Genomic DNA, 18,835 nt, shown 5'->3' with positions numbered 1-18,835 from the left:
ATCGCTGGGTCTCAGTGGACCTCGTCCACCAGTACGTCCAGGTTCCACGGCCGCCCGGCCTTCGCGGGCTCCTCGACCTCCACGACGTAACCGAGGTCCCGCAGTACGTCGACGAGCTCGGCGGGTCCGGCCGGCGCGGACCCCGCCATCAGCAGCGACCGGACGATCCGCCCCTTGGTCGCCTTGTTGAAGTGGGAGACGACCTTGCGGGTCGGCGCGTGCAGCACGCGCACCGTCGCCGTCCGCTCCGCGACCTCGCCCTTGGGCTTCCACGCGCTCGCGTACGCCGACGAGCGGAGGTCGAGGACGAGCCCGTCCCCGGCGGCCTCCGGCATCACCTCGGCCATCGGCCCGCGCCAGTACGCCCCGAGCGCGCCGAGCCCCGGCAGCTTCACGCCCATCGAGCACCGGTAGGAGGGGATCCTGTCGGTGACGCCGACCGCGCCCCACAGGCCGGAGAAGACGAGCAGCGACTTCGCCGCCCGCTTCTTCGCGGCCCCGTCGAGGGAGGCCAGGTCCAGGGCGTCGTACAGGACGCCCGTGTAGATCTCGCCGGCCGGGCGCGCGCCCGCCGTGCGCAGCTCCGTGTTCTTGGCGATCTCGCCGCGCAGCCCCTCGCTCAGGCCGAGCACCTCGCGTGCCTTCTCCTCGTCGGCACCGCACAGCTCGACCAGCTCGTCGAGGACCGCCGCCCGCGCCTCGGCGAGCCCCGGCAGCGAGAGTCCCTCCAGCTTCAGCGGCGCCCCGCGTCCGGAAGCGGCCTTACCCTCCGACGGCGGCAACAGCACAAGCACGGGGCACTCCTCAAGCACGTACGGAACAACGGTCGATCGACGCCCCAGCCTACGGCGTGCCGTCCCCGCGACCCGCGCCTACGCTCGTGCCATGCCCCGCCGCCACTTGCGAGTGACCGGCGCGGCACGGGAGCCGCTCGGTGCCGTGCTGCGCGAACTGCGTACGAAGCTGGAGGTGCCCGAGGAGTTCCCGGCCGACGTGGTCGCGGAAGCGGAGCGTGTTGCCGCCGATCCGCCGTGGCTGCCGGACCTCGACGAGACCGCGATCCCTTTCTTCACGATCGACCCGCCGACGTCCACCGATCTCGACCAGGCCATGCACCTGTCCCGGCGCCCCGGCGGCGGCTACCGCGTGCGGTACGCGATCGCCGACGTCGCCGCGTACGTCGCACCCGGCGGCGCCCTCGACCTCGAGGCGCACCGCCGCGTCACCACCCTCTACTTCCCCGACGAGAAGGTCCCGCTGCACCCCACCGTGCTCAGCGAGGGCGCCGCCAGCCTGCTGCCCGACCAGACCTGCCCGGCCGTCCTGTGGACCATCGACCTGGACGCCGACGGGCGCGCCGAGTCCACCGATGTCGTCCGCGCCCTCGTCCGCAGCCGCGCCAAGCTCGACTACGCGGGCGTGCAGAAGGCCATCGACGACGGGAGCGCCGAGGAGCCGGTCGCCCTGCTCAAGGACATCGGGCTGCTGCGCGAACAGTTGGAGGTCGAGCGCGGCGGCATCTCGCTCGACGTGCCCGAGCAGGAGATCGTCGCGAGCGACACCGCGTACGAACTCGCCTACCGGGCCCCGCTGCCCGCCGACTCGTGGAACGCCCAGATCTCGCTGCTCACCGGCATGGCCGCCGCCGACTTGATGCTCGCGGCCGGTACCGGCATCCTGCGCACGCTGCCCGCCGCCCCCGACGGCGCGGTCGGCCGGCTGCGCCGCACCGCGCACGCGCTGCACATCGAGTGGCCGCACCACGTCCCGTACTCCGACCTCGTCCGCTCCCTCGACCCGCGCATTCCGCACCAGGCCGCGTTCCTCCAGGAGTGCACGACGCTGCTGCGCGGCGCCGGCTACACGGCCTTCCGCGGTGGCGAGACCCCGGCCCTCGCCACGCACGCCGCCGTCGCCGCGCCCTACACCCACTGCACGGCCCCGCTGCGCCGCCTCGTCGACCGCTACGCGTCCGAGCTGTGCCTGGCCGCGTGCGCCGAACGAGGCGTTCCCGAATGGGTGTTGACGGCGCTTGACGGTCTCCCGAAGGAGATGGCGGACGGTACCCGGCGGGCGAACACCGTGGAGCGCGAGTGCGTCGACATCGTCGAGGCGGCGCTCCTCAGGCACCGGGTCGGCGAGGTCTTCGACGCGGTGGTGGTGGACGTGAAGGACCGCGAACCGGCCGCCGGGACCGTGCAGTTGACCGAGCCCGCCGTCGTCGCCCGGGTCGAGGGCGGTGCGGCCGCGCTGCCGCTGGGGGAGCGGCTGCGGGTCCGGCTCACGCAGGCGGACCCGGGCTCGACGAAGGTGCTGTTCACGCCGGCGTGAGCCGCTGCTCCAGAGTGCGCGCGAGTCGCTCGGGATCCTCCGCGTGCAACCGCACCAGGCGGATGTCCTGCGGACGCCCGAGGAACGTGAAGTGCCGTACGGGGGAGGCGAGTTCGAGAGTGATGCTGGTCTGGGCGCCGACATCCAGATTCAGCTCGCCCTCGCGCGGCGTGTGCGTGTACTTGTTCTCGCGGCGCACCGAGGCGATCAGCTCCAGCGGTATCCGCAGATCCACATGGGCGGCCCGGCGCACCCGCAGCGCGTCATCGGTGACCACGTGCGGCCGGGTGACGGACGCCGCGTGCAGGCCGAGGACCATCAGCACCGTGTAGACGTCGAGGAACAGGACGACGTGGTGGAGCGTGGGCCAGTCGCGCAGCAGCGCCCACATCCCGACGGACTCGACGACGCACACGAACGTGATGCCGTACATCATCACGGCCTGACCCCGCGCGTACGGAAAGGCGCTCGCCCCGACCGGAACGCCGTGGGGGCGTCGCGCCACCCACCGCAGAAGGCTCACGACCACCCGCAGCTCGTGCCCGACGATCCGGCGGACACCGGCGGGGACGCGCAGCGACGTCCGGAGCGCAGTCACGGCGCACCGTCCCCGGCTGCCATCCTCAGGGCGAGGCGGATCACCTCGGCCTGGGCCGGGGTGAAGTCGGAGAGGAAGAGATCCAGTACAGCGGCGCCGTGACTGTCGGGGACGCCGGGCGGCGGCGCGCTCGGCAGCTCCTTCGGCAGGAAGGCGAGCAGGGCGCGGGCCGCCTCCGCCACCCGCGGGTCGTCCGGGTCGGCGTCGGCCAGCGCGTCGAGGCGGGCGTACACGTCGAGTGTCGCCTCCCGCGTCGCCGGGTCGTCGAAGACGGGCACCAGCTCCGCCATCAGCTGTTCGCGGACCTCGGGCGGGGCGGTGGTGTCGATCAGGGCCAGTACTTCACGGTCCTTCGCGGCCATGGGGGACTCCTCGTCCACGGGTTCCAACCCGCCCAGGAAGGCGGTCAGTTCGGGGGAGAGCGGTCCCTCGGCAGGCAGTCGCCCCCGCTCGGCGTCGGACAACAGGGCCCGCAGCCGGTCCCGCCGCTCGTGGATGGCGGCCTCCTGGCGGGCCAGGTCGGCGTCCAGCTCTGCGAGCACCTCGACGAGGTCGCGCCCCGCGTCCTCCGCGAGCACGTCCCGTACCTCGGGCAGCCCGAGCCCCAGCTCGGTCAGGCGCCGGATCCGGGCGAGCTCGATGGCGTGCCGCAGCCCGTACTCCCGGTACCCGTTGGCAAGGCGTTCGGGCTCGGGCAGCAGTCCGAGGTGGTGATAGTGCCTGATGGCGCGTGTGGTGACACCGACGATCCGGGCCAGCTCTCCGATCCGCATGACCTCAGTAGAAACGTTGACGCTACGGCAGGGTCAAGCGAGCCGCACGGCAAAGGCTTGACGGCTAACAACGTTAGCCGTACGGTCTTCCCATGGTTCGGCTAACAACGTTAGCCGCGGCGTCGTCGACGCCACCGACTCTCCGGGAGGTCCCGATGAGCACGACAGCACCCGCCACCACCACCGTCACGGGCAAGCCGCTCATGGTCGTCCGGCGCACCGCGTGGCTCGTGAACGCGCTCTTCTGGTCGGCGTTCGCGGTCCTGGAAGCCGTGAACCACGGCTGGCTCGCGGGTCTGTTCGCCGTCGCCTTCTTCCTTGCGCCCGACTTCACGTTCCTGGCCGGCATCGGCGAGACCCGGCCGATGGAGAAGGGTCAACTCCCGCCCCGCGCCGTGCCGTTCTACAACGCGGCCCACCGCGCCCTGGTCCCGCTCGCCCTCATGGCGGCGTACACGGTGCTGCCCATCATCCAGTGGGCGCCGCTCTTCGCGGGCTTCTGCGGCTGGCTCGCCCACATCTCGTACGATCGCGCCTTCGGCTACGGGCTGCGGACCAAGGAGGGCTTCCAGCGTGCCTGACCTGAAGGAAGGGCGGCGGCTCACGCCCCGCGCCACCGAGATCGCGGCCGAGGCCCGCACCCTCCTGGAGGAGTCCGGGCCCGACGCCCTCACGATGCGCGCCCTGGCCGACCGCCTCGGCATCAAGGCCCCGTCCCTCTACAAGCACTTCCCCGACAAGCAGGCCGTCGAGGTGGAGCTCGTCGCGCAGATGCTCACGGAGTCGGCGGAGGCCTGCGAGGAGGCGGAGCGCCGGGCCCCCGGCTCCCTCGAAGCCCTCACCGACGCCTACCGCGCCTACGCCCTCGCCCACCCCCACCTCTACTGCCTCTCCACTGAGCGCCCGCTGCCCCGGCACGCGCTGCCCGCCGGCCTGGAGGAGCGCGCGGCGGCCCCCCTGATGCGCACCTGCGCGGACGACGCGGACCTGGCTCGCGCCGCCTGGGCGTTCGCCCACGGCATGGTGATCCTGGAGATCCACGGCCGCTTTCCGGGCGGCGCGGATCTGGCGAGGGCGTGGCGGACGGGGGTGGAGGCGCTGCGGCCGTGACCGTGCGGACGGCGCGGCGGACACGGTCCGGGACGGACCACCGGCACGGGTAGCATGGTCGGCACGGCAGACGAGCCGGGCGGGCGGCCGCGTGGGGTTCTTCGGAACCTCCCGAGGAACGTCCGGGCTCCACAGGGCAAGGTGGTGGCTAACGGCCACCCGGGGTGACCCGCGGGACAGTGCCACAGAAAACAGACCGCCGGGGACCGCAAGGCCCTCGGTAAGGGTGAAACGGTGGTGTAAGAGACCACCAGCGCCTGAGGTGACTCAGGCGGCTAGGTAAACCCCACCTGGAGCAAGGTCAAGAGGGACCGCCTCTTCGGAGACGGTTCTGCGCGGACGATCGAGGGCTGCCCGCCCGATGTTCGCGGGTAGACCGCAGGAGGCCGGTGGCAACGCCGGTCCTAGATGGATGGCCGTCTCCCCGAGGCCCGCGAGGGCCTCGGGTGACAGAACCCGGCGTACAGCCCGACTCGTCTGCCGCTCACACCTCCGACCACGGTCAGAGTGCCGCGCCGTGCGTGGAGCGGATCTGCTGGCGGCGGTGGTCCCGCTTCTCCTGACGGCGCTGCTTGCGCTTCTTCGGGGTGTGCTCCGTTTCGTGGGCCTCGTCCGTGGCCTCCTCTGCGGGGGCCTGCTCCACGGGCTCCCGTATCAGGGAGTCGTCGAGGAGGTCCTCCGGTGGGGCCGTGAGGGATGCCGCCCAGTCCGCGGACTCGCGGGTCGCGCCGTTCACCGCGGGGCTCACGCGGATGCGCAGGTCGTCCAGGCCCTCCGCCGGGACGCGGAAGGCGTAGGTCGTGGTGCCGGTGCGGCGGCGGCGCAGTTCGGTGTGCAGGCCGGTGAGGATGTCCTGGTCGGCGTCGTACGTGCGGACGGCCCGGGTATCGCCCGCCCACACCTGGACGCGGGCGGTGAGGCGCATCCGTACGCCGCCCTTCGCGCGGCGCAGCGCGTCGGAGCGCGCCTTGGTGTGCTGCTCGACCGCCCTCGTGTGCGCGGCCTCGCTGGAGTAGCCCCTGCGCGGCGCGCGGCGCGGGTGCTCGGCGTGGTGCGCACGCATGGCGCGGCGCACGCCCGGGGCCATGTTCTTCACGCGGACCGTGAAGCTGACGTAGGTGTCACCGTCCTCGTGGTCCCGGTCCAGATAGGTGGGCGAGAAGGTCTCCATCTCGTCGATCGTCACGGCGAGGCCGCTGTCGAGCGTGGTCCACTCGCCCACTTCCAGGGCTGTGTCCGGTTCGGTCGTGTCGGCGTCCGTGGGCATGAGTCCGCCTTTCAAGTGGATAGGGGTTATGTCCAGTATGCGAGTAATGGCTGTGTAAAGAGATGCGGGGCGTATGCGCAGGTGAGGAAGGTGCGGAGAGGGGGAATTGCCTCTTCATTTACGTGCCGCTTACAGCTAGCGTCTGTGAGCATGAGTGAGCACGGCGTCACGGGGGCCGCCACAACCCCGGACACGAACGACATCGACAGCACGGACCCGGTCGGCAGGCTCGACCGGCTGCCCGTAGGGCCGTGGCACCGCCGACTGACCGCGATCGTCGGCATCGGTGCCTTCTTCGACCTCTACGAGGTGTTCCTCGGCGGCGTACTCGCCGCCGCGCTCGCCGAGTCCTGGCAGCTGTCCGGCACCGAGAAGTCGTGGCTGATCGCCTCCGGGTTCCTCGGCATGTTCGTCGGCGCGAACGTGCTGTCCGTGCTCGCCGACCGGTTCGGGCGGCGCAAGATGTTCCTGGTCAACCTGGGGCTCTACTCGCTGTTCTCGCTGGCGTGCGCCTTCGCGCAGGACGCCACCCAGCTCTCCGTGCTCCGCTTCCTCGCCGGGCTCGGGCTCGGCGCCGAACTGGTCCTCGTCGACACGTACTTGGCCGAGTTCCTGCCCCGCAAGGTGCGCGGGCGCTACATCGCCTGGGCCTACACCCTCGGCTTCGTCGGCGTGCCCGTCGCCGCGCTGCTCGGCGCCCGACTCGTGGCCAAGCACGAGTTGTTCGGGGTGGACGGCTGGCGCTGGCTGCTCGTCGGGGGCGCGCTCGGTGCCGCGTTCATTCAGCTCCTGCGGACCCGGCTGCCGGAGTCGCCGCGCTGGCTGGCCTCGCAAGGGCGGACGGCCGAGGCGGACGCGGTCGTGCGGGGCATCGAGGCTCAGGCGGGTGCGGAACCCGCGGCGATTCCGGCTCCGCGCGCCGAGACCGCCGGGACCGCCCAAACCCCGGAACCGGCCGCCGCGAAGGTGCCGCTGGGCCAGATGTTCAAGGCCCCGTACGCGCGCCGCACCGTCATGTGGTGGATCTTCCAGATCCTTCAGACCGTCGGCTACTACGGCTTCGGTTCGCTGGCTCCGGTCGTCCTCCAGGCCAAGGGGCACACCGTCACGGAGTCCCTCACCTACGCGGCCCTCAGCTACCTCGGCTACCCGGTGGGCTCGGCGCTGTCCGTGCCGCTGATCGACCGGATCGAGCGGCGCACGCTCATCATCCTGTCGGCGCTCGGGATCGCCGCGTTCGGCCTGGTCTTCGGGTTCGCGGAGGCGTCCTGGCTGATCGTCGGGGCGGGCTTCCTGCTCACCGTCAGCAGCAACGTCTTCTCGAACGCCTTCCACGTCTACCAGACGGAGATCTTCCCGACGGGCATGCGCTCCAGCGCCATCGGCATCGCGTACTCGCTGTCCCGGCTCACCTCGGTCGTGCTGCCGTTCATCGCGATCGACGTGCTCGAGGACCTGGGCGCGGACGCGGTGTTCATCGGGTCGGGTGTGCTGATGCTGATTCTGTGCCTCAACGTACGGATCCTGGGGCCGCGGACGACGGGGCGGAGTCTGGAGTCGATCTGAGGCGGGTCATAGGGCCTGTCGTTTGGATCAGGCCGGGTTCACGTGGGGGCGGGACGCCGCGATGAACTGGTGGATGAGGCCGCGCGACTCGTCGCGTACGACCCGGAGTTCCTCGCGGTCGTCGGCCGTGGGGATGCGGTCGACGGACGCCATCGCCTCCTGGGCGAGCACGGCCAGCGACGGGGCCTCGGTGAGCAGCTCGACGCGGAACATCGCCTCCATCGCCGCCGCCCTCAACCGAAAGGCCTCGCGCCGCAGTTCGTGCACGTCGGCCGTCTCGCCGGGCCGGTCGACGTGCTCGGGGAACCAGCGATCCAGCTGCCCCCGCCGATAGTTGGCGAGCGCCCCGCCGAACGCGCAGTACGCGTCGATGCGTTCCTGGCGGAGCCGTTCCGTGCGCGTGAAGTCCTGGCCGCGGGCGGCCGTGCGGCTCTGCAGTATGTGGCTCAGTGCGGCGCCCAGCAGGGTGCCGAGGACCGCGATGACGCTCGTGATGACGACGACCATGGGGACACCCAACCAGTCACGGCCGTACCGGCACCACCAGAGGTGCCCCGGTCCGCGGGTGCGGCAGCACCTCGACCGGGTGCTGGTACACGTCGCTGAGCAGCGGACCTTCGAGCACCTCGGCCGGCGGGCCGAGCGCCGTGATGCGTCCCTCGTGCAGCACCGCCACCCGGTCGGCGTGCGCGGCGGCCAGGCCCAGGTCGTGCAGGACGACGACCACCGCGTCGCCCGCGGCGGCCCGTTCGCGGCACACCCGCAGCACCAGTTCCTGGTGGCGCAGGTCGAGCGCGGCCGTCGGCTCGTCCAGGAGCAGCAGCCCCGCGCACTGGGCGAGGATCCGGGCAAGCGCCACCCGGGCGCGCTCGCCCCCGGACAGCGCCGAGAAGGGGCGGGCGGTGAAGGCCGCGGTCTCCGTCGCCGCGAGGGCCGCCGCGACCGCCGCGTCGTCCTCGTCCTCGCGTTCCGTGCCCGCCCACGGCGCCCGGCCCATCCGGACGACGTCCGCCACCGGGAACGGGAAGGAGAGCGTCGCCGACTGCGGCAACAGGGAACGGCGCAGCGCCAGTTCGGCCGGTGACCAGGCGTCGGCCGCCCGCCCGTGGACACGCAGCTCGCCGGAGGCGGCCGGGAGATCCGCCGCCAGGGCCGCCAACAGGGTTGATTTCCCCGCCCCGTTGGGCCCGACCAGCGCGAGCACCTCGCCCGCCCGCACGTCCAGGTCGACGCCGGACAGGACCGGCCTGCCGCCCAGGTGCACGTGCAGGGCGCGGGCCTCGGCGACCGTGTCCCCGGCGGCGTACCGCTCGGGCAGGGCGCGGTGGCGCGGGCCCCGCAGCAGCGTGCTCCAACGGCCCTTCATGCCCAGCCTCCTTGCTTACGGCGGGTGCGGCGCAGCAGCCAGAAGAAGAACGGGCTGCCGGTCAGCGCGGTGAGCACCCCGATGGGGAGTTCGGCGGGGGCCGCCACCGTACGGGCGGCGAGGTCGGCCGCGACCAGGACGGCGGCGCCGCCGAGGGCGCTGCCCGGGACCAGGAAGCGGTGTCCCGGACCCGCGAGCATCCGCAGCAGGTGCGGGATGACCAGGCCGACGAAGCCGATGACGCCGGAGACCGCCACGGCCGCCGCCGTGAGCAGTGCGATGACGAGGATCAGCGTGATCCGGAGCTTCTCGACGTCCACGCCCAGGTGCCGGGCCGGGCGTTCGCCGAGCGACAGCAGGTCCAGTTTCCGGGAGTAGAAGGGCGCGACCAGCAGGCCGACGGCCGCGCAGGGCAGCACCGCGAGCACCTTCGGCCAGGTCGCCTGCGCCAGCGAGCCGAGCTGCCAGAACGTGATCTGGTTGACGGCGGCGGCATCGGCGTAGGAGAGGAACAGGCCGATCAGGGCGCCCGCGAAGGCGTTCACGGCGATGCCCGTGAGGATGAGCGTGACGACCTCCGTGCGGCCGCCCGAGCGGGACATCACGTAGACGATCAGGACCGTCGCGAGGCCCGACGCGAACGCGCAGGCCGTGATGGTCCACGTACCGAAGAAGTTCAGGCCGAGTGCGATGCAGGCCACCGCGCCGACCGCCGCGCCCGACGAGATGCCGATGACGCCGGGCTCGGCGAGCGGGTTGCCGAACACGCCCTGCATGAGCGCGCCCGCGCAGCCGAGCGAGGCGCCGACGAGGAGGGCGAGGACGACGCGGGGCAGGCGCACGTTCCACAGGACGGATTCGCCGACCCGGTCGAGCGCCTGCCCGCCGAGGCCCAGGCGGTGCTGGGCGGAGGCGAGCACGTCCAGGGGTGCGATGTGGTAAGCGCCGATTCCCGCCGAGAGCAGGGCGAGGGTGATCAGGGCCGCGATCAGACAGGCCGTCAGAACCCATGCTCTGCTGCGGTGTTGGGGACGCGGTTCGGCGGGTGGCGCTCCGGGCGCCGTGGGTTTCGTCACCGTCGCCGCCATGTCACGCGCCGTCCTTCCCGTACAGCTGGTCCACGATCGATCTCAGTACCTGGTCCGTGCGCGGGCCGTAGTTGAGCAGCACGCCGTCGTCGACGGAGACGACCCTGCGGTCGACGCCTGCCGGGGTCTCGGCGACGCCGGGGATCTTCACCAGTCCGTCCATGCCGCCGACGGAGTCAAGTCCCTTGGCCATGACGAGAATCGCGTCCGGCGCGGCCTTCGCGAGGGCCTCGCTGGTGATCGCGGTGAAGTCCTTCTTCAGGCCCGAGTCCGCGCCCGCGTCGACCGCGCCCGCCGCCTTCAGGAGTGAGGTCGCGCCGGACTCCTTGCCGCCGATGAGGTAGACGGAGGCCGAGCCGCGCAGATAGAGGAAGGCGACGCGCGGCTCGTCGCCGTGCCGCGCCGGGATGTCCTTCTGTACGGCAGCGATCCGGTCCTCCGACCGCTGCGTCAACTCCCGCCCGGCGGCGGGGACTCCGAGTGTTTTCGCGACCGCCTGGATGCGGGTGCCGACGTCGTCGAGGCCCTTCGCCGGGTCGATCACGACCACCGGGACGCCCGCGTCGCGGATCTGCTCCATCGCCTCGTCGGGGCCCGAGGTCGTCTCGGCGAGGACCAGGTCCGGCTTGAGCGAGAGCACGTTCTCCGCGGAGACGTCGTGGTTGCGGGTGACCACCGGCAGCTTCTTCGCCTGGTCGAACGTGGCCGTGATGTCCCGCGCCACGACCCGCTTGCCGAGCCCGAGGGCGAAGGCGATCTCGCTGAGGCTGCCCGACAGCGGAACGATCCGGTCGGCCCGCTTCACCGTGACCTTCTTGCCGTCGGCCGAGGTGACGGTCGCCGGGAGTTCCGGTTTCGGCGAAGGGGCGAGCGGTTCGAGGCGGTTCGAGGTCGCGGACGACTTGGTTCCGCCGCCGGATCCGGTCGCGTCCGTCCCCGCGTTCGTCCCTGCATTCGTCTTCGTGGAGCCGCCGCCGCAGGCCGTGGCGGCCAGCGCGAGGACGGCGACGAGTACGGAGATCAGCAGGCCGGGCCGTCGGGTGGCGGGCGGGGCGGGAGCGGCTGGCGTCGGCACGCGGGGTCCGTCCTGTCGTGAGCGTAGGGGCTGTTGCAAGCGGAGGGGCTGTTGGCAGAAGCGATCATAGTTTAGGTTAGCCTTACCTAAGTCGCCAGAGTCTGCGTCAGGACCCTGTGGCGTCTGGTGCTGGAGTCCCGGAGGAACCGTCATGATTCGACGCGCACCCCTACGCGTCTTTGCTCTCGCCCTGTTCGCGGGCCTGCTCGCCGCCCTGCTGCCGGCCCCCGGAGCGCACGCCGCGACCCGTACCGTGCAGGGCGGCCGGCTCGACTGGGGTGTGAAGTCGTCCTTCCAGAGCTACATCACCGGGCCCATCGCGAAGGGGAGTTACACCCTGACCGGGGGAGCGGCGACCGTCGGCGCGAGCGGGTTCCGCTTCCACTCGGCCAGCGGCGGCTACGACGGTTCGACCGGCGCCTTCAACTCCTCGTTCTCCGGCGGTGTGCACTTCGTCGGACACAAGAAGGACGACGGTTCGCACGAACTCGACATGACGATCAGCAACCCGTCCGTCCGTATCGCGGGCGGCGGCGGGACGCTCTACGTCGATGTCGTGAGCAAGGCGAAGGGCACCGGGACGGTCACGTCGTCCCGCCAGGTGCCCTTCGCCTCCCTCTCCCTGGGCGGGATCGACATGAAGGGCGACGGCGACGCCGTGACCCTCAACAGTGTTCCCGCCACGCTCACTTCGCAGGGCGCCAAGTCCTTCGCCGGCTACTACACGGCGGGCACCGCGCTCGACCCGGTCAGCCTGTCCGCCGACGTCGAGCCGAAGAAGGACCCCGCGAAGCCTTCCCCCACCGCGACGGCCGGGTCCAAGGAGAAGAAGGCCAAGAAGGACGACACCGACACAGGCACCGGCACCGTCCGGGACGGAGCTGTCGACTGGGGCGTGCGCCGCACCTTCCGCGAGTACGTCACCGGGGACATCGCCCAGGGGAAATGGAAGCTCGCCGACGGGGCGCGGGACGGCGGCGCGCTGTTCCGCTTCCCCGAGGGCGAAGGGTCGTACGACAAGAAGAAGCAGACCCTGGACGCCGAGTTCACCGGGTCCGTGCGGTTCACCGGGAAACACGGGCTCGACCTGAAGTTCGCGGACGTGGCCGTCGACGTGGCCGACGGCAAGGGCACGCTGCGCGCCGACGTCACCGGCGACGGCCGCACCCGTAAGGACACCGCACTCGTGACCTTCGACGTCGACGAACTCGCCGCGAAGGACGGGCTCGTACGGGTCGACGAGGCCCCGGCGAAGCTCACCGCCGCCGGGGCGAAGGCCTTCGGTGGCATGTACCGCAAGGGGGTCGCGATGGACCCGGTCTCCCTCGCGGTCGCGCTCGACGCCGACGCCGCACTGCCCGCGCTGCCCGACCTCGGCAGCTCCGCCTCGCCCAGTCCCGCCCACAGCTCCGACGCCCCGAAGGCCAAGTCCACTTCGGCGGCCGAGAGTTCGGGGCTCTCCGGTGGCGCGGTCTCCGGGATCGTCGCCGTCGTGGCCCTCGTGCTCGCCGCCGTCGGATTCCTGGTCCTTCGCTCGCGCCGTTCCCCGCGCCCCTGAACGGGCGCTCCCACTCGAAGAGTTGAGGAAAGAAGCAGATGTCTCGCACAGGCCACCCGATCACCAGACACCCCATAGCCCTCGCCGCCGCGACCGCCGTCGCGCTCGGCAGCGGCGCGCTGAGCCTGCCCGCCTTCGCCGCCGAAAAGGCCGCTCCCGGTGCCGAAAAGGCCGCGCCGAGCGTCGAGTTGAAGGACGGAACGCTCGACTGGGGCATCAAGGAGTCCTTCCGCAAGTACGTCACCGGCATCGCCCTCGGGAAGATCGAGGCGACCGACGGGGCCACGCAGGCCGCCGGCAACGGCGCCTTCACCTTCGGCGGCGGCACGGGAACGTACGACACGGCGACGCACGGCACGGACACGAAGTTCAAGGGCGCCGTCCGGTTCGCCTCCACCGCCCACCGCTTCGACATCAAGGTCGCCGACGTGAAGGTGGTGACCTCCGGCACGACCGGTCACATCGACGCCGACGTCACGCTCAACGGCAGCACCCAGAACGACATCGAGTTCGCCACGCTCGACCTGTCCGCCGTGAAGCCGGGCCAGGGCGCGGGCGGCGCCATGACCTTCAAGGACATCCCGGCGACGCTCACCGCCGACGGCGCCAAGGCCTTCAACGGGATGTACGAGGCGGGCACCGCCCTCGACCCGGCGACGCTGACCGTCACCGCGGCCTCTGCCCCGACCTCGCCCGCGCCGACCAAGCCCCCGACGAAGTCACCGTCCCCGACCGACACGGCCACGGCGGCGCCGAAGCCCACGAAGACCGCGACCCCGACCGGCAAGCCGACCGCGGCCGCGTCGACGGCCCCCGCGGCCGCCGTCTCCGGCGAGATCGTCGACGGCAACCTGGACTGGGGCGTCAAGGAGTCCTTCCGTACGTACATCACCGGGCCGATCGCCAAGGGCAAGGTCGAACTCTCCGGCGGCGCGGGCAAGAACGGCTCGGGGTACCGGTTCGGCGACGCGAGCGGCAGCTACGACGCCGACGCCAAGTCGCTGGACGCGAAGTTCGCCGGCAAGGTCCGCTTCCTCGGCCACGAGGAGGGCGGCGAGTACGCCCTCGACCTGCAGTTCAGCGAGCTGCGCGTGACGGCGGAGGGCGGCAGCGGCAAGCTCGTCGCCGACGTCTCCAGCAAGGACCAGGAGACCGGGAAGGTCTCCACGTACGACGGTCTGACCGTGGCCACCCTGAAGCTCGGCTCCGGCGCCCTGACCGCGAAGAACGACGTCGTCGAGGTGGACGGCGCCGCCGCCACCCTCACCGCCGGCGGAGCGAAGGCCTTCGGCGGCTTCTACGAGGCGGGCGCCGCGCTCGACCCGGTCACCGCGGCCGTCTCCCTCGACGAGAACGCCGAACTCCCCACAGGGCCCAACGGCGGTACGAGCGGCGGCACTTCGGGCACCACGGGCGGCACCGGCTCGACGACGGGCGGCACCGGTTCCACCACCGGAGGTTCGCTGGCCTCGACCGGTGCCGACGTCCCGGCCGGTCCGCTGGCCGCTGCCGCCGCGCTGATCGCCGCGGCCGGTGCGGGCACGGTGTACGCCACGCGCAGGCGGCGCACGCAGTCCTGACCGCCCGAGCCCGGCCGTCCGTCGCCCGTCAGATCAGCGGCGGGCGGCCGAGCCGCGTCATCCGCCACACCGTCCGCCAGCGCATGGGGCGGCGCTCCCCGGCGGAGGCGCGCAGCCCTTCCGCGAAGCCGCCGGCCCAGGCGCGCAGGCCGCCGAGCGACCTCGTACGCAGCAGCGTGATCCCGGTCCACACCGCCAGGTACAGCGGGATCAGCGGGAGGGGGAGGCGGCGGCGGGCCAGCCACACCCGGTTCCGGGCGGTCATCCGGTGGTAGACGGCGTGCCGGGCCGGGGACGTCTTCGGGTGCTGGAGCAGCAGCGACGGCTCGTACAGCACCTTCCAGCCGGCATCCAGCGCCCGCCACGCAAGATCGGTCTCCTCGTGCGTGAAGAAGAAGTCGGCGGGCCAGTCGCCGGTCTCGTCGAGCATCTTCATCGAGAAACCGTGCGCGCCACCGAGAAACGCGGTCACGAGCCCCCGCTTCATCGGATCCTTTGCGCGCAGCCTCGGGACATGGCGGCGCTGGGTCTCACCGAGCTCGTCGGCGATCCGGAAGCCGACGATGCCGAGCCTCGGGTCTTCCGAGTACAGCCGCTGAATGGTCGAGAACACGTCGGCGTCGACGAGCAGCCCGTCGTCGTCCAGCTCCACGGCCACGTCCACGTCGCCGAATTCGCGTAGCCGGGCGAGGGCGACGTTGCGGCCGCCGGGGCAGCCGAGGTTCTCGTCCAGCTCGACCGTCGTGACCTCGAACGGGTAGCCGGGATACGCGGGCAGCGGCGTCCCGTTGCCGATCATGACGACGCGGGCCGGCACCGCATCCTGCTTGGCCACCGATTCCAGGAGGGCGTCCACGTCCTTGGGCCGATTTCCCATGGTGACGATGGCCACACCCAGGCGCGGGAGTTCGGTGCTTCGGTGCCTGTCAGTCATGGCGGCGATGGTAGCCGTTCACCTTGTGCGCTCCACTGCCGCGGGGTCACGGGTGGGGGCGCCAGCCGGTGGCCGCCGCCCACTGCTCAGCGACGACCGCGACCAGGTCGACGACGGGGTCCTTCACGTCGGCGTACGTGCCGGTGTCGGGGACGTTCTCGGCGAGTGCGTACTTGAAGCGCGCGTACGCCGGGACCGCGTCCGGCGTGGCGCGCAACCAGTCCCGGAACAGCAGCGCGAGCCGCTCGTTCGGCGAACCCGCCCTGCGGACATGCAGGTTGACGTCCGGGGCGGTGCCGCTCCGCCGCGACCAGTACCGTTTGGCCCAGTCGGCGGGGTCCTCGTCGGCCTCGCGCCCGGCCGGTACGTGATCGCGCAGATACGGCGAGCGTACGAACCCGAGCGCGGCCAGCGGCGCCTCGAAGACGTCCGCGGCCGCATCCAGATCCGCGACACTCACCTGCACGTCGTAGATGTCCTTGGCGGCCATGCCCGGCACGGAGGTGGACCCGATGTGGTCCACGTGCAGCGCCGACGGGCCGAGGCGCTCCCGCAGCCGGGCGCACAACTCCCGCCCACCGGCGGCCCATTCGGGGTCGTACGGGACGACGACGGGCTTCTCGTGCTCGGGCATCTCAGACCCTCTCCAGCGGCCGGAACGGCTCGGCCGGCAGCTCCACCCGGATCGCGTCACCGGGGCGGACCTCGCCACCCTCCCGTACGACGCTCATGACACCGGCCTTCCGGACCAGTTCGCCGGTCTCCGGGTTCCGGCCCACGACCCGCTTGAGGAGTCCGTCCTGGAACGCGTCGATCTGTACGCACGGGTTGCGCAGGCCCGTGATCTCGACGACGGCGCCGCCCTCGCCGAAGTGCAGCAGGGCCCCGGTGGGCAGGGCGAGCAGGTCGATGCCGCGCGTGGTGACGTTCTCGCCGAGGTCACCGGGCCGCACCGCGTGCCCCACCCCTGCGACCTCCTCGAACAACTCCTCGTGCATCAGGTGCACTTGGCGGAGGTTCGGCTGCGTCGGGTCCTGGGCGACGCGCGAGCGGTGCTTGACGGTGACGCCCGCGTGCACGTCTCCGTCGACACCGAGCCCCGCGAGCAGCGTGATGCTCTCGCGGTTCGGCTTGGTGAAGGAGTAGGTGCCGTTGCTGCTGACCGCTGTAACGATGCCGTTGTCCACGGCGTCAGCGTAGCCGGGAGAGAATCGCCGCATGCAGCAGGGAACAGTGATGGACGTGGTAGCCGCGGCCGTTGTGCGGGACGGGCGGCTGCTCGTCGTCAGCAAGCAGGCCGCGCCGGACGTCTTCTATCTTCCGGGTGGCAAGCCGGATCCGGGGGAGTGCCCCGAGGAGACGTTGGCGCGCGAGCTGGACGAGGAGCTCGGGGTCGTGCCGGGTGACGTCGAGCGGCTCGCCGTGGTGGAGGACGTGGCGGCGCTTGAGGGCGTGCCGATGCGGATGGTGGTTTTCGGGGCCACGTTGTCCGGTGAGCCGTCGCCTGCGGCGGAGCTGGCCGCGATGAGGTGGACCGACGGGTTGGGCGACGTACGGCTCGCGCCGGCGGTCGGTGGGCAGGTGGTGCCGCTGCTGCGGGAGTTGGGGTGGCTCTGATTTAGCCCCTGCGGCGATTGAGCAGACGGCTCCCCGTCGACACGCCTCGGGGCTCTGCCCCGGACCCCGCTGCTCAATCGCCGCAGGGGCTAAATTGGCTCAACCGTCGCCGGGACTAGAACGGCCCAGGGAGCGTTCCGCCACCTTCGCCACGTGCGCCCGCAACGCCCCCCGCGGATCCTGCGTAAGCGTGCCGAGGGCGACCAGGGCCGTCACCACCACGTCGCACAGCTCCGACTCGACGTCGCCCCAAGAGTGGCTGACGCCCTTGCGGGGGTTCTGGCCGACCGCGCCGATCACCGCCTGGGAGACCTCGCCGACCTCCTCGGAGAGCTTCAACAGCCGTAGGAGAAGGGCCTCTTGGGGCGGGCGCGCGTTGTTGTCGTCGAGCCAGGCGCGCAGCCGGTCGACCGTCGCCCACAGGTCGTTGTCGTCGTCCGTAGTCACGAGGGACGACGCTATTCCTCTTCCTTCTCGTCCTGGCGCGCGGCCACCTGCTTGTTGCGGGACGCCACCACGGCCACCGCCGCCGCGCCCGCCCCGACGAGCGCCGCCGGCACCATCCAGTGCCGGTTCAGGGCGTGGCCGAGCGCGTGGTCCAGGGAGTAGCGGCCCGGCCCGGTCACCGCGAGGCCCGCCGCGGCGAAGCCGAGGAACGCCGGGTACTCGTAGCCGCCGCTCATCGCGAAGAACCCGTTCGGCGCGTGCACCGCGGCCGCGCCCGCCATGGTCCCGGCGGCGGCCGCCCCGCCCACCGGCGTCGCGAGCCCGAGCGCGAGCAGCACTCCGCCGCCCGCCTCCCCGAGCCCGGCGGCGATGGCGCTCGCCTTGGGCGGGTGGTACCCCATGGCCTCCATGCCGGCGGCCGTGCCGGACACCCCGCCGCCACCGAACCAGCCGAGGAGTTTCTGCGCGCCGTGCGCGGCGAGCACCCCGCCGGTGCCGACGCGCAGCGCGAGCAGCCCCAGGTCGAGGCGCCCGGAGCGGGAATTACGAGATGTACGAAAACGTGAGCAGGTCATGACCTCACCGTCCGGCACTCGTCCGGCCCGCACCTGGTGCGCAGGCCCGTTCGAGTGACAGTAGTGCAGTGGATCAAGTCCACACACCGGATCGTGGGAGGAGCCTGGACTCAGCCGCGGCCGATGTACGGCATGTTCGTCGCCAGCACCGTCGCGAACTGGACGTTCGCCTCCAGCGGCAGCTCCGCCATGTGCCGCACCGTGCGGCCCACGTCCGCGACGTCCATCACCGGCTCCGCCGCCAGCTCCCCGTTCGCCTGCGGAATGCCGCGCTGCATGACCTCGGTCATGTCGGTCGCCGCGTTGCCGATGTCGATCTGGCCGCAGGCGATCCGGTAGGGGCGGCCGTCCAGGGAGAGCGACTTCGTCAGGCCGGTCAGCGCGTGCTTCGTCGTCGTGTACGCGATCGAACGCGGGCGCGGCGCGTGCGCCGAGATGGAGCCGTTGTTGATGATCCGGCCGCCCTGCGGGTCCTGCTCCTTCATCTGCCGGAACGCCGCCTGCGCGCACAGGAACGCCCCGTTGAGGTTCACGTCGACGACCTGCCGCCACGCGTCGTACTCCAGGTCCTCGATGCCCACGCCGCCGGGGCCGAACGTGCCCGCGTTGTTGAACAGCAGGTCGAGGCGGCCGAAGCGGTCCGCAGCGGTGGCGAAGAGGGCCGCCACGGCATCGGCGTCCGACACGTCCGCGCGGACCACGAGGGAGTCGGCGTCCGGGGCGAGGGCCGCGGTCGCCTCCAGCGTCTCGGTGCGGCGGCCCGCGAGGGCCACACGCCAGCCCGCGCGCAGCAGTTCGAGGGCGACGGCCCGGCCGATGCCGGAGCCCGCGCCGGTGACGACGGCGGTGCGCGAAGCGGTGTCCGTTTGCGAAGCGTTCATGAGGCGGCAGCGTACGGGTCGCGCGGCCACGCGGAGATCATCGATCCGCCATGTGGCTGTTGTGTACGC

General features: G+C 71.9%; 21 protein-coding genes and 1 other RNA gene. 8 read left to right on the top strand and 14 right to left on the bottom strand.

Features of this window, described 5'->3' with window-relative positions:
• Positions 1–11 precede the first annotated feature (11 nt).
• A complete protein-coding gene (gene yaaA / locus OHA73_RS14835; protein ID WP_327655267.1) occupies positions 12–794 on the bottom strand; it encodes a peroxide stress protein YaaA in 783 nt (260 codons plus the stop codon).
• A gap of 91 nt (positions 795–885) precedes the next feature.
• Between yaaA and OHA73_RS14830 the strand changes: the two genes are divergently transcribed.
• Positions 886–2,331, top strand: a complete 1,446-nt coding sequence (locus OHA73_RS14830; protein ID WP_327655266.1) for an RNB domain-containing ribonuclease — start codon at positions 886–888, stop codon at positions 2,329–2,331.
• Here the strand turns inward: OHA73_RS14830 and OHA73_RS14825 are convergent.
• Positions 2,318–2,929 carry a hypothetical protein gene (locus OHA73_RS14825; RefSeq protein WP_327655265.1) on the bottom strand — a complete coding sequence of 204 codons (612 nt, stop codon included), beginning with the start codon at positions 2,927–2,929 and terminating at the stop codon, positions 2,318–2,320. The genes OHA73_RS14830 and OHA73_RS14825 overlap by 14 nt on opposite strands.
• Complete coding sequence (locus OHA73_RS14820) at positions 2,926–3,702, bottom strand: MerR family transcriptional regulator (protein WP_327655264.1); 777 nt, start codon at positions 3,700–3,702, stop codon at positions 2,926–2,928. The genes OHA73_RS14825 and OHA73_RS14820 overlap by 4 nt, the downstream gene beginning before the upstream one ends.
• 155 nt (positions 3,703–3,857) lie before the next feature.
• Here OHA73_RS14820 and OHA73_RS14815 point away from each other — a divergent pair, with 155 nt between their 5' ends.
• The 3 genes from OHA73_RS14815 to rnpB all read left to right on the top strand — a co-directional run bounded on the left by OHA73_RS14815 (position 3,858) and on the right by rnpB (position 5,292).
• Complete coding sequence (locus OHA73_RS14815; RefSeq protein WP_266720215.1) at positions 3,858–4,283, top strand: DUF4260 family protein; 426 nt, start codon at positions 3,858–3,860, stop codon at positions 4,281–4,283.
• A 1-nt stretch (position 4,284) separates the two neighbouring features.
• Positions 4,285–4,812, top strand: coding sequence for a TetR/AcrR family transcriptional regulator (locus tag OHA73_RS14810; RefSeq protein ID WP_443063215.1), 528 nt, complete (start codon positions 4,285–4,287; stop codon positions 4,810–4,812).
• A 71-nt stretch (positions 4,813–4,883) separates the two neighbouring features.
• Positions 4,884–5,292, top strand: an RNA gene (gene rnpB / locus OHA73_RS14805) — RNase P RNA component class A.
• A gap of 22 nt (positions 5,293–5,314) precedes the next feature.
• Here the strand turns inward: rnpB and OHA73_RS14800 are convergent.
• On the bottom strand, positions 5,315–6,079 hold the full coding sequence (locus OHA73_RS14800) for a hypothetical protein (RefSeq protein ID WP_327655263.1): 765 nt from the start codon (positions 6,077–6,079) through the stop codon (positions 5,315–5,317).
• A 150-nt stretch (positions 6,080–6,229) separates the two neighbouring features.
• On the opposite strand from OHA73_RS14800, the gene OHA73_RS14795 reads away from it, so the two are divergent.
• Positions 6,230–7,645 (top strand): MFS transporter, encoded by a 1,416-nt coding sequence (locus tag OHA73_RS14795; protein WP_327655262.1) that lies wholly within the window; start codon positions 6,230–6,232, stop codon positions 7,643–7,645.
• Positions 7,646–7,672: 27 nt separating this feature from the next.
• On the opposite strand, the gene OHA73_RS14790 is transcribed toward OHA73_RS14795, so the two are convergent.
• Genes OHA73_RS14790 through OHA73_RS14775 form a run of 4 tightly spaced genes read right to left on the bottom strand, consistent with a single transcriptional unit; the run spans position 7,673 to position 11,174 of the window.
• Positions 7,673–8,152, bottom strand: a complete 480-nt coding sequence (locus OHA73_RS14790; protein WP_266720223.1) for a hypothetical protein — start codon at positions 8,150–8,152, stop codon at positions 7,673–7,675.
• A gap of 16 nt (positions 8,153–8,168) precedes the next feature.
• Positions 8,169–9,011 carry a heme ABC transporter ATP-binding protein gene (locus OHA73_RS14785; protein WP_327655261.1) on the bottom strand — a complete coding sequence of 281 codons (843 nt, stop codon included), beginning with the start codon at positions 9,009–9,011 and terminating at the stop codon, positions 8,169–8,171.
• Positions 9,008–10,099 carry a FecCD family ABC transporter permease gene (locus OHA73_RS14780; RefSeq protein ID WP_327655260.1) on the bottom strand — a complete coding sequence of 364 codons (1,092 nt, stop codon included), beginning with the start codon at positions 10,097–10,099 and terminating at the stop codon, positions 9,008–9,010. The genes OHA73_RS14785 and OHA73_RS14780 overlap by 4 nt, the downstream gene beginning before the upstream one ends.
• A gap of 1 nt (position 10,100) precedes the next feature.
• Entirely contained in the window at positions 10,101–11,174 is a 1,074-nt protein-coding gene (locus OHA73_RS14775; protein ID WP_327655259.1) for a heme/hemin ABC transporter substrate-binding protein, read from the bottom strand.
• A gap of 151 nt (positions 11,175–11,325) precedes the next feature.
• Here OHA73_RS14775 and OHA73_RS14770 point away from each other — a divergent pair, with 151 nt between their 5' ends.
• Together OHA73_RS14770 and OHA73_RS14765 are read left to right on the top strand one after the other, a co-directional pair.
• Entirely contained in the window at positions 11,326–12,732 is a 1,407-nt protein-coding gene (locus tag OHA73_RS14770; RefSeq protein WP_327655258.1) for an HtaA domain-containing protein, read from the top strand.
• 38 nt (positions 12,733–12,770) lie between these two features.
• Complete coding sequence (locus OHA73_RS14765; RefSeq protein ID WP_327655257.1) at positions 12,771–14,312, top strand: HtaA domain-containing protein; 1,542 nt, start codon at positions 12,771–12,773, stop codon at positions 14,310–14,312.
• Positions 14,313–14,340: 28 nt separating this feature from the next.
• Here OHA73_RS14765 and OHA73_RS14760 read toward each other — a convergent pair whose 3' ends face one another.
• The 3 genes from OHA73_RS14760 to OHA73_RS14750 are packed head-to-tail and all read right to left on the bottom strand — an operon-like array spanning position 14,341 to position 16,466.
• Positions 14,341–15,246 carry a glycosyltransferase family 2 protein gene (locus OHA73_RS14760; protein WP_327655256.1) on the bottom strand — a complete coding sequence of 302 codons (906 nt, stop codon included), beginning with the start codon at positions 15,244–15,246 and terminating at the stop codon, positions 14,341–14,343.
• A 46-nt stretch (positions 15,247–15,292) separates the two neighbouring features.
• On the bottom strand, positions 15,293–15,880 hold the full coding sequence (locus OHA73_RS14755) for a GrpB family protein (RefSeq protein WP_267070646.1): 588 nt from the start codon (positions 15,878–15,880) through the stop codon (positions 15,293–15,295).
• A gap of 1 nt (position 15,881) precedes the next feature.
• On the bottom strand, positions 15,882–16,466 hold the full coding sequence (locus OHA73_RS14750; RefSeq protein WP_327655255.1) for an MOSC domain-containing protein: 585 nt from the start codon (positions 16,464–16,466) through the stop codon (positions 15,882–15,884).
• Between OHA73_RS14750 and OHA73_RS14745 the strand changes: the two genes are divergently transcribed.
• A complete protein-coding gene (locus OHA73_RS14745; RefSeq protein WP_266720238.1) occupies positions 16,465–16,863 on the top strand; it encodes an NUDIX hydrolase in 399 nt (132 codons plus the stop codon). The two genes, OHA73_RS14750 and OHA73_RS14745, sit on opposite strands and share 2 nt — an antisense overlap.
• Before the next feature lie 99 nt (positions 16,864–16,962).
• Here OHA73_RS14745 and OHA73_RS14740 read toward each other — a convergent pair whose 3' ends face one another.
• The 3 genes from OHA73_RS14740 to OHA73_RS14730 form a co-directional block, all read right to left on the bottom strand.
• Entirely contained in the window at positions 16,963–17,310 is a 348-nt protein-coding gene (locus tag OHA73_RS14740) for a MazG-like family protein (protein WP_327655254.1), read from the bottom strand.
• A gap of 11 nt (positions 17,311–17,321) precedes the next feature.
• Positions 17,322–17,885, bottom strand: coding sequence for a DoxX family protein (locus OHA73_RS14735; protein ID WP_266720242.1), 564 nt, complete (start codon positions 17,883–17,885; stop codon positions 17,322–17,324).
• A 110-nt stretch (positions 17,886–17,995) separates the two neighbouring features.
• The gene (locus tag OHA73_RS14730) at positions 17,996–18,766 is read right to left on the bottom strand and encodes an SDR family oxidoreductase (RefSeq protein ID WP_327655253.1); all 771 of its coding nucleotides are present in this window, start codon (positions 18,764–18,766) and stop codon (positions 17,996–17,998) included.
• Between the last annotated feature and the right edge of the window lie 69 nt (positions 18,767–18,835).

The sequence above is a fragment of the Streptomyces sp. NBC_00483 genome (assembly GCF_036013745.1).
In the GTDB taxonomy this organism is placed as follows: Bacteria; Actinomycetota; Actinomycetes; order Streptomycetales; family Streptomycetaceae; genus Streptomyces.
The sequence above is the reverse complement of the archived record's forward strand: the minus strand, read 5'-3'. Positions and strand labels throughout refer to the sequence as shown.

Excerpts from the sequence above, each read along its gene's own strand:
- OHA73_RS14830 (WP_327655266.1), top strand. The coding sequence starts at position 886 with ATGCCCCGCCGCCACTTGCGAGTGACCGGCGCGGCACGGGAGCCGCTC.
- OHA73_RS14820 (WP_327655264.1), bottom strand. The coding sequence starts at position 3,702 with ATGCGGATCGGAGAGCTGGCCCGGATCGTCGGTGTCACCACACGCGCC.
- OHA73_RS14815 (WP_266720215.1), top strand. The coding sequence starts at position 3,858 with ATGAGCACGACAGCACCCGCCACCACCACCGTCACGGGCAAGCCGCTC.
- OHA73_RS14800 (WP_327655263.1), bottom strand. The coding sequence starts at position 6,079 with ATGCCCACGGACGCCGACACGACCGAACCGGACACAGCCCTGGAAGTG.
- OHA73_RS14795 (WP_327655262.1), top strand. The coding sequence starts at position 6,230 with ATGAGTGAGCACGGCGTCACGGGGGCCGCCACAACCCCGGACACGAAC.
- OHA73_RS14790 (WP_266720223.1), bottom strand. The coding sequence starts at position 8,152 with ATGGTCGTCGTCATCACGAGCGTCATCGCGGTCCTCGGCACCCTGCTG.
- OHA73_RS14785 (WP_327655261.1), bottom strand. The coding sequence starts at position 9,011 with ATGAAGGGCCGTTGGAGCACGCTGCTGCGGGGCCCGCGCCACCGCGCC.
- OHA73_RS14780 (WP_327655260.1), bottom strand. The coding sequence starts at position 10,099 with ATGGCGGCGACGGTGACGAAACCCACGGCGCCCGGAGCGCCACCCGCC.
- OHA73_RS14770 (WP_327655258.1), top strand. The coding sequence starts at position 11,326 with ATGATTCGACGCGCACCCCTACGCGTCTTTGCTCTCGCCCTGTTCGCG.
- OHA73_RS14765 (WP_327655257.1), top strand. The coding sequence starts at position 12,771 with ATGTCTCGCACAGGCCACCCGATCACCAGACACCCCATAGCCCTCGCC.
- OHA73_RS14760 (WP_327655256.1), bottom strand. The coding sequence starts at position 15,246 with ATGACTGACAGGCACCGAAGCACCGAACTCCCGCGCCTGGGTGTGGCC.
- OHA73_RS14755 (WP_267070646.1), bottom strand. The coding sequence starts at position 15,880 with ATGCCCGAGCACGAGAAGCCCGTCGTCGTCCCGTACGACCCCGAATGG.
- OHA73_RS14745 (WP_266720238.1), top strand. The coding sequence starts at position 16,465 with ATGCAGCAGGGAACAGTGATGGACGTGGTAGCCGCGGCCGTTGTGCGG.
- OHA73_RS14750 (WP_327655255.1), bottom strand. The coding sequence starts at position 16,466 with ATGCGGCGATTCTCTCCCGGCTACGCTGACGCCGTGGACAACGGCATC.
- OHA73_RS14735 (WP_266720242.1), bottom strand. The coding sequence starts at position 17,885 with ATGACCTGCTCACGTTTTCGTACATCTCGTAATTCCCGCTCCGGGCGC.
- OHA73_RS14730 (WP_327655253.1), bottom strand. The coding sequence starts at position 18,766 with ATGAACGCTTCGCAAACGGACACCGCTTCGCGCACCGCCGTCGTCACC.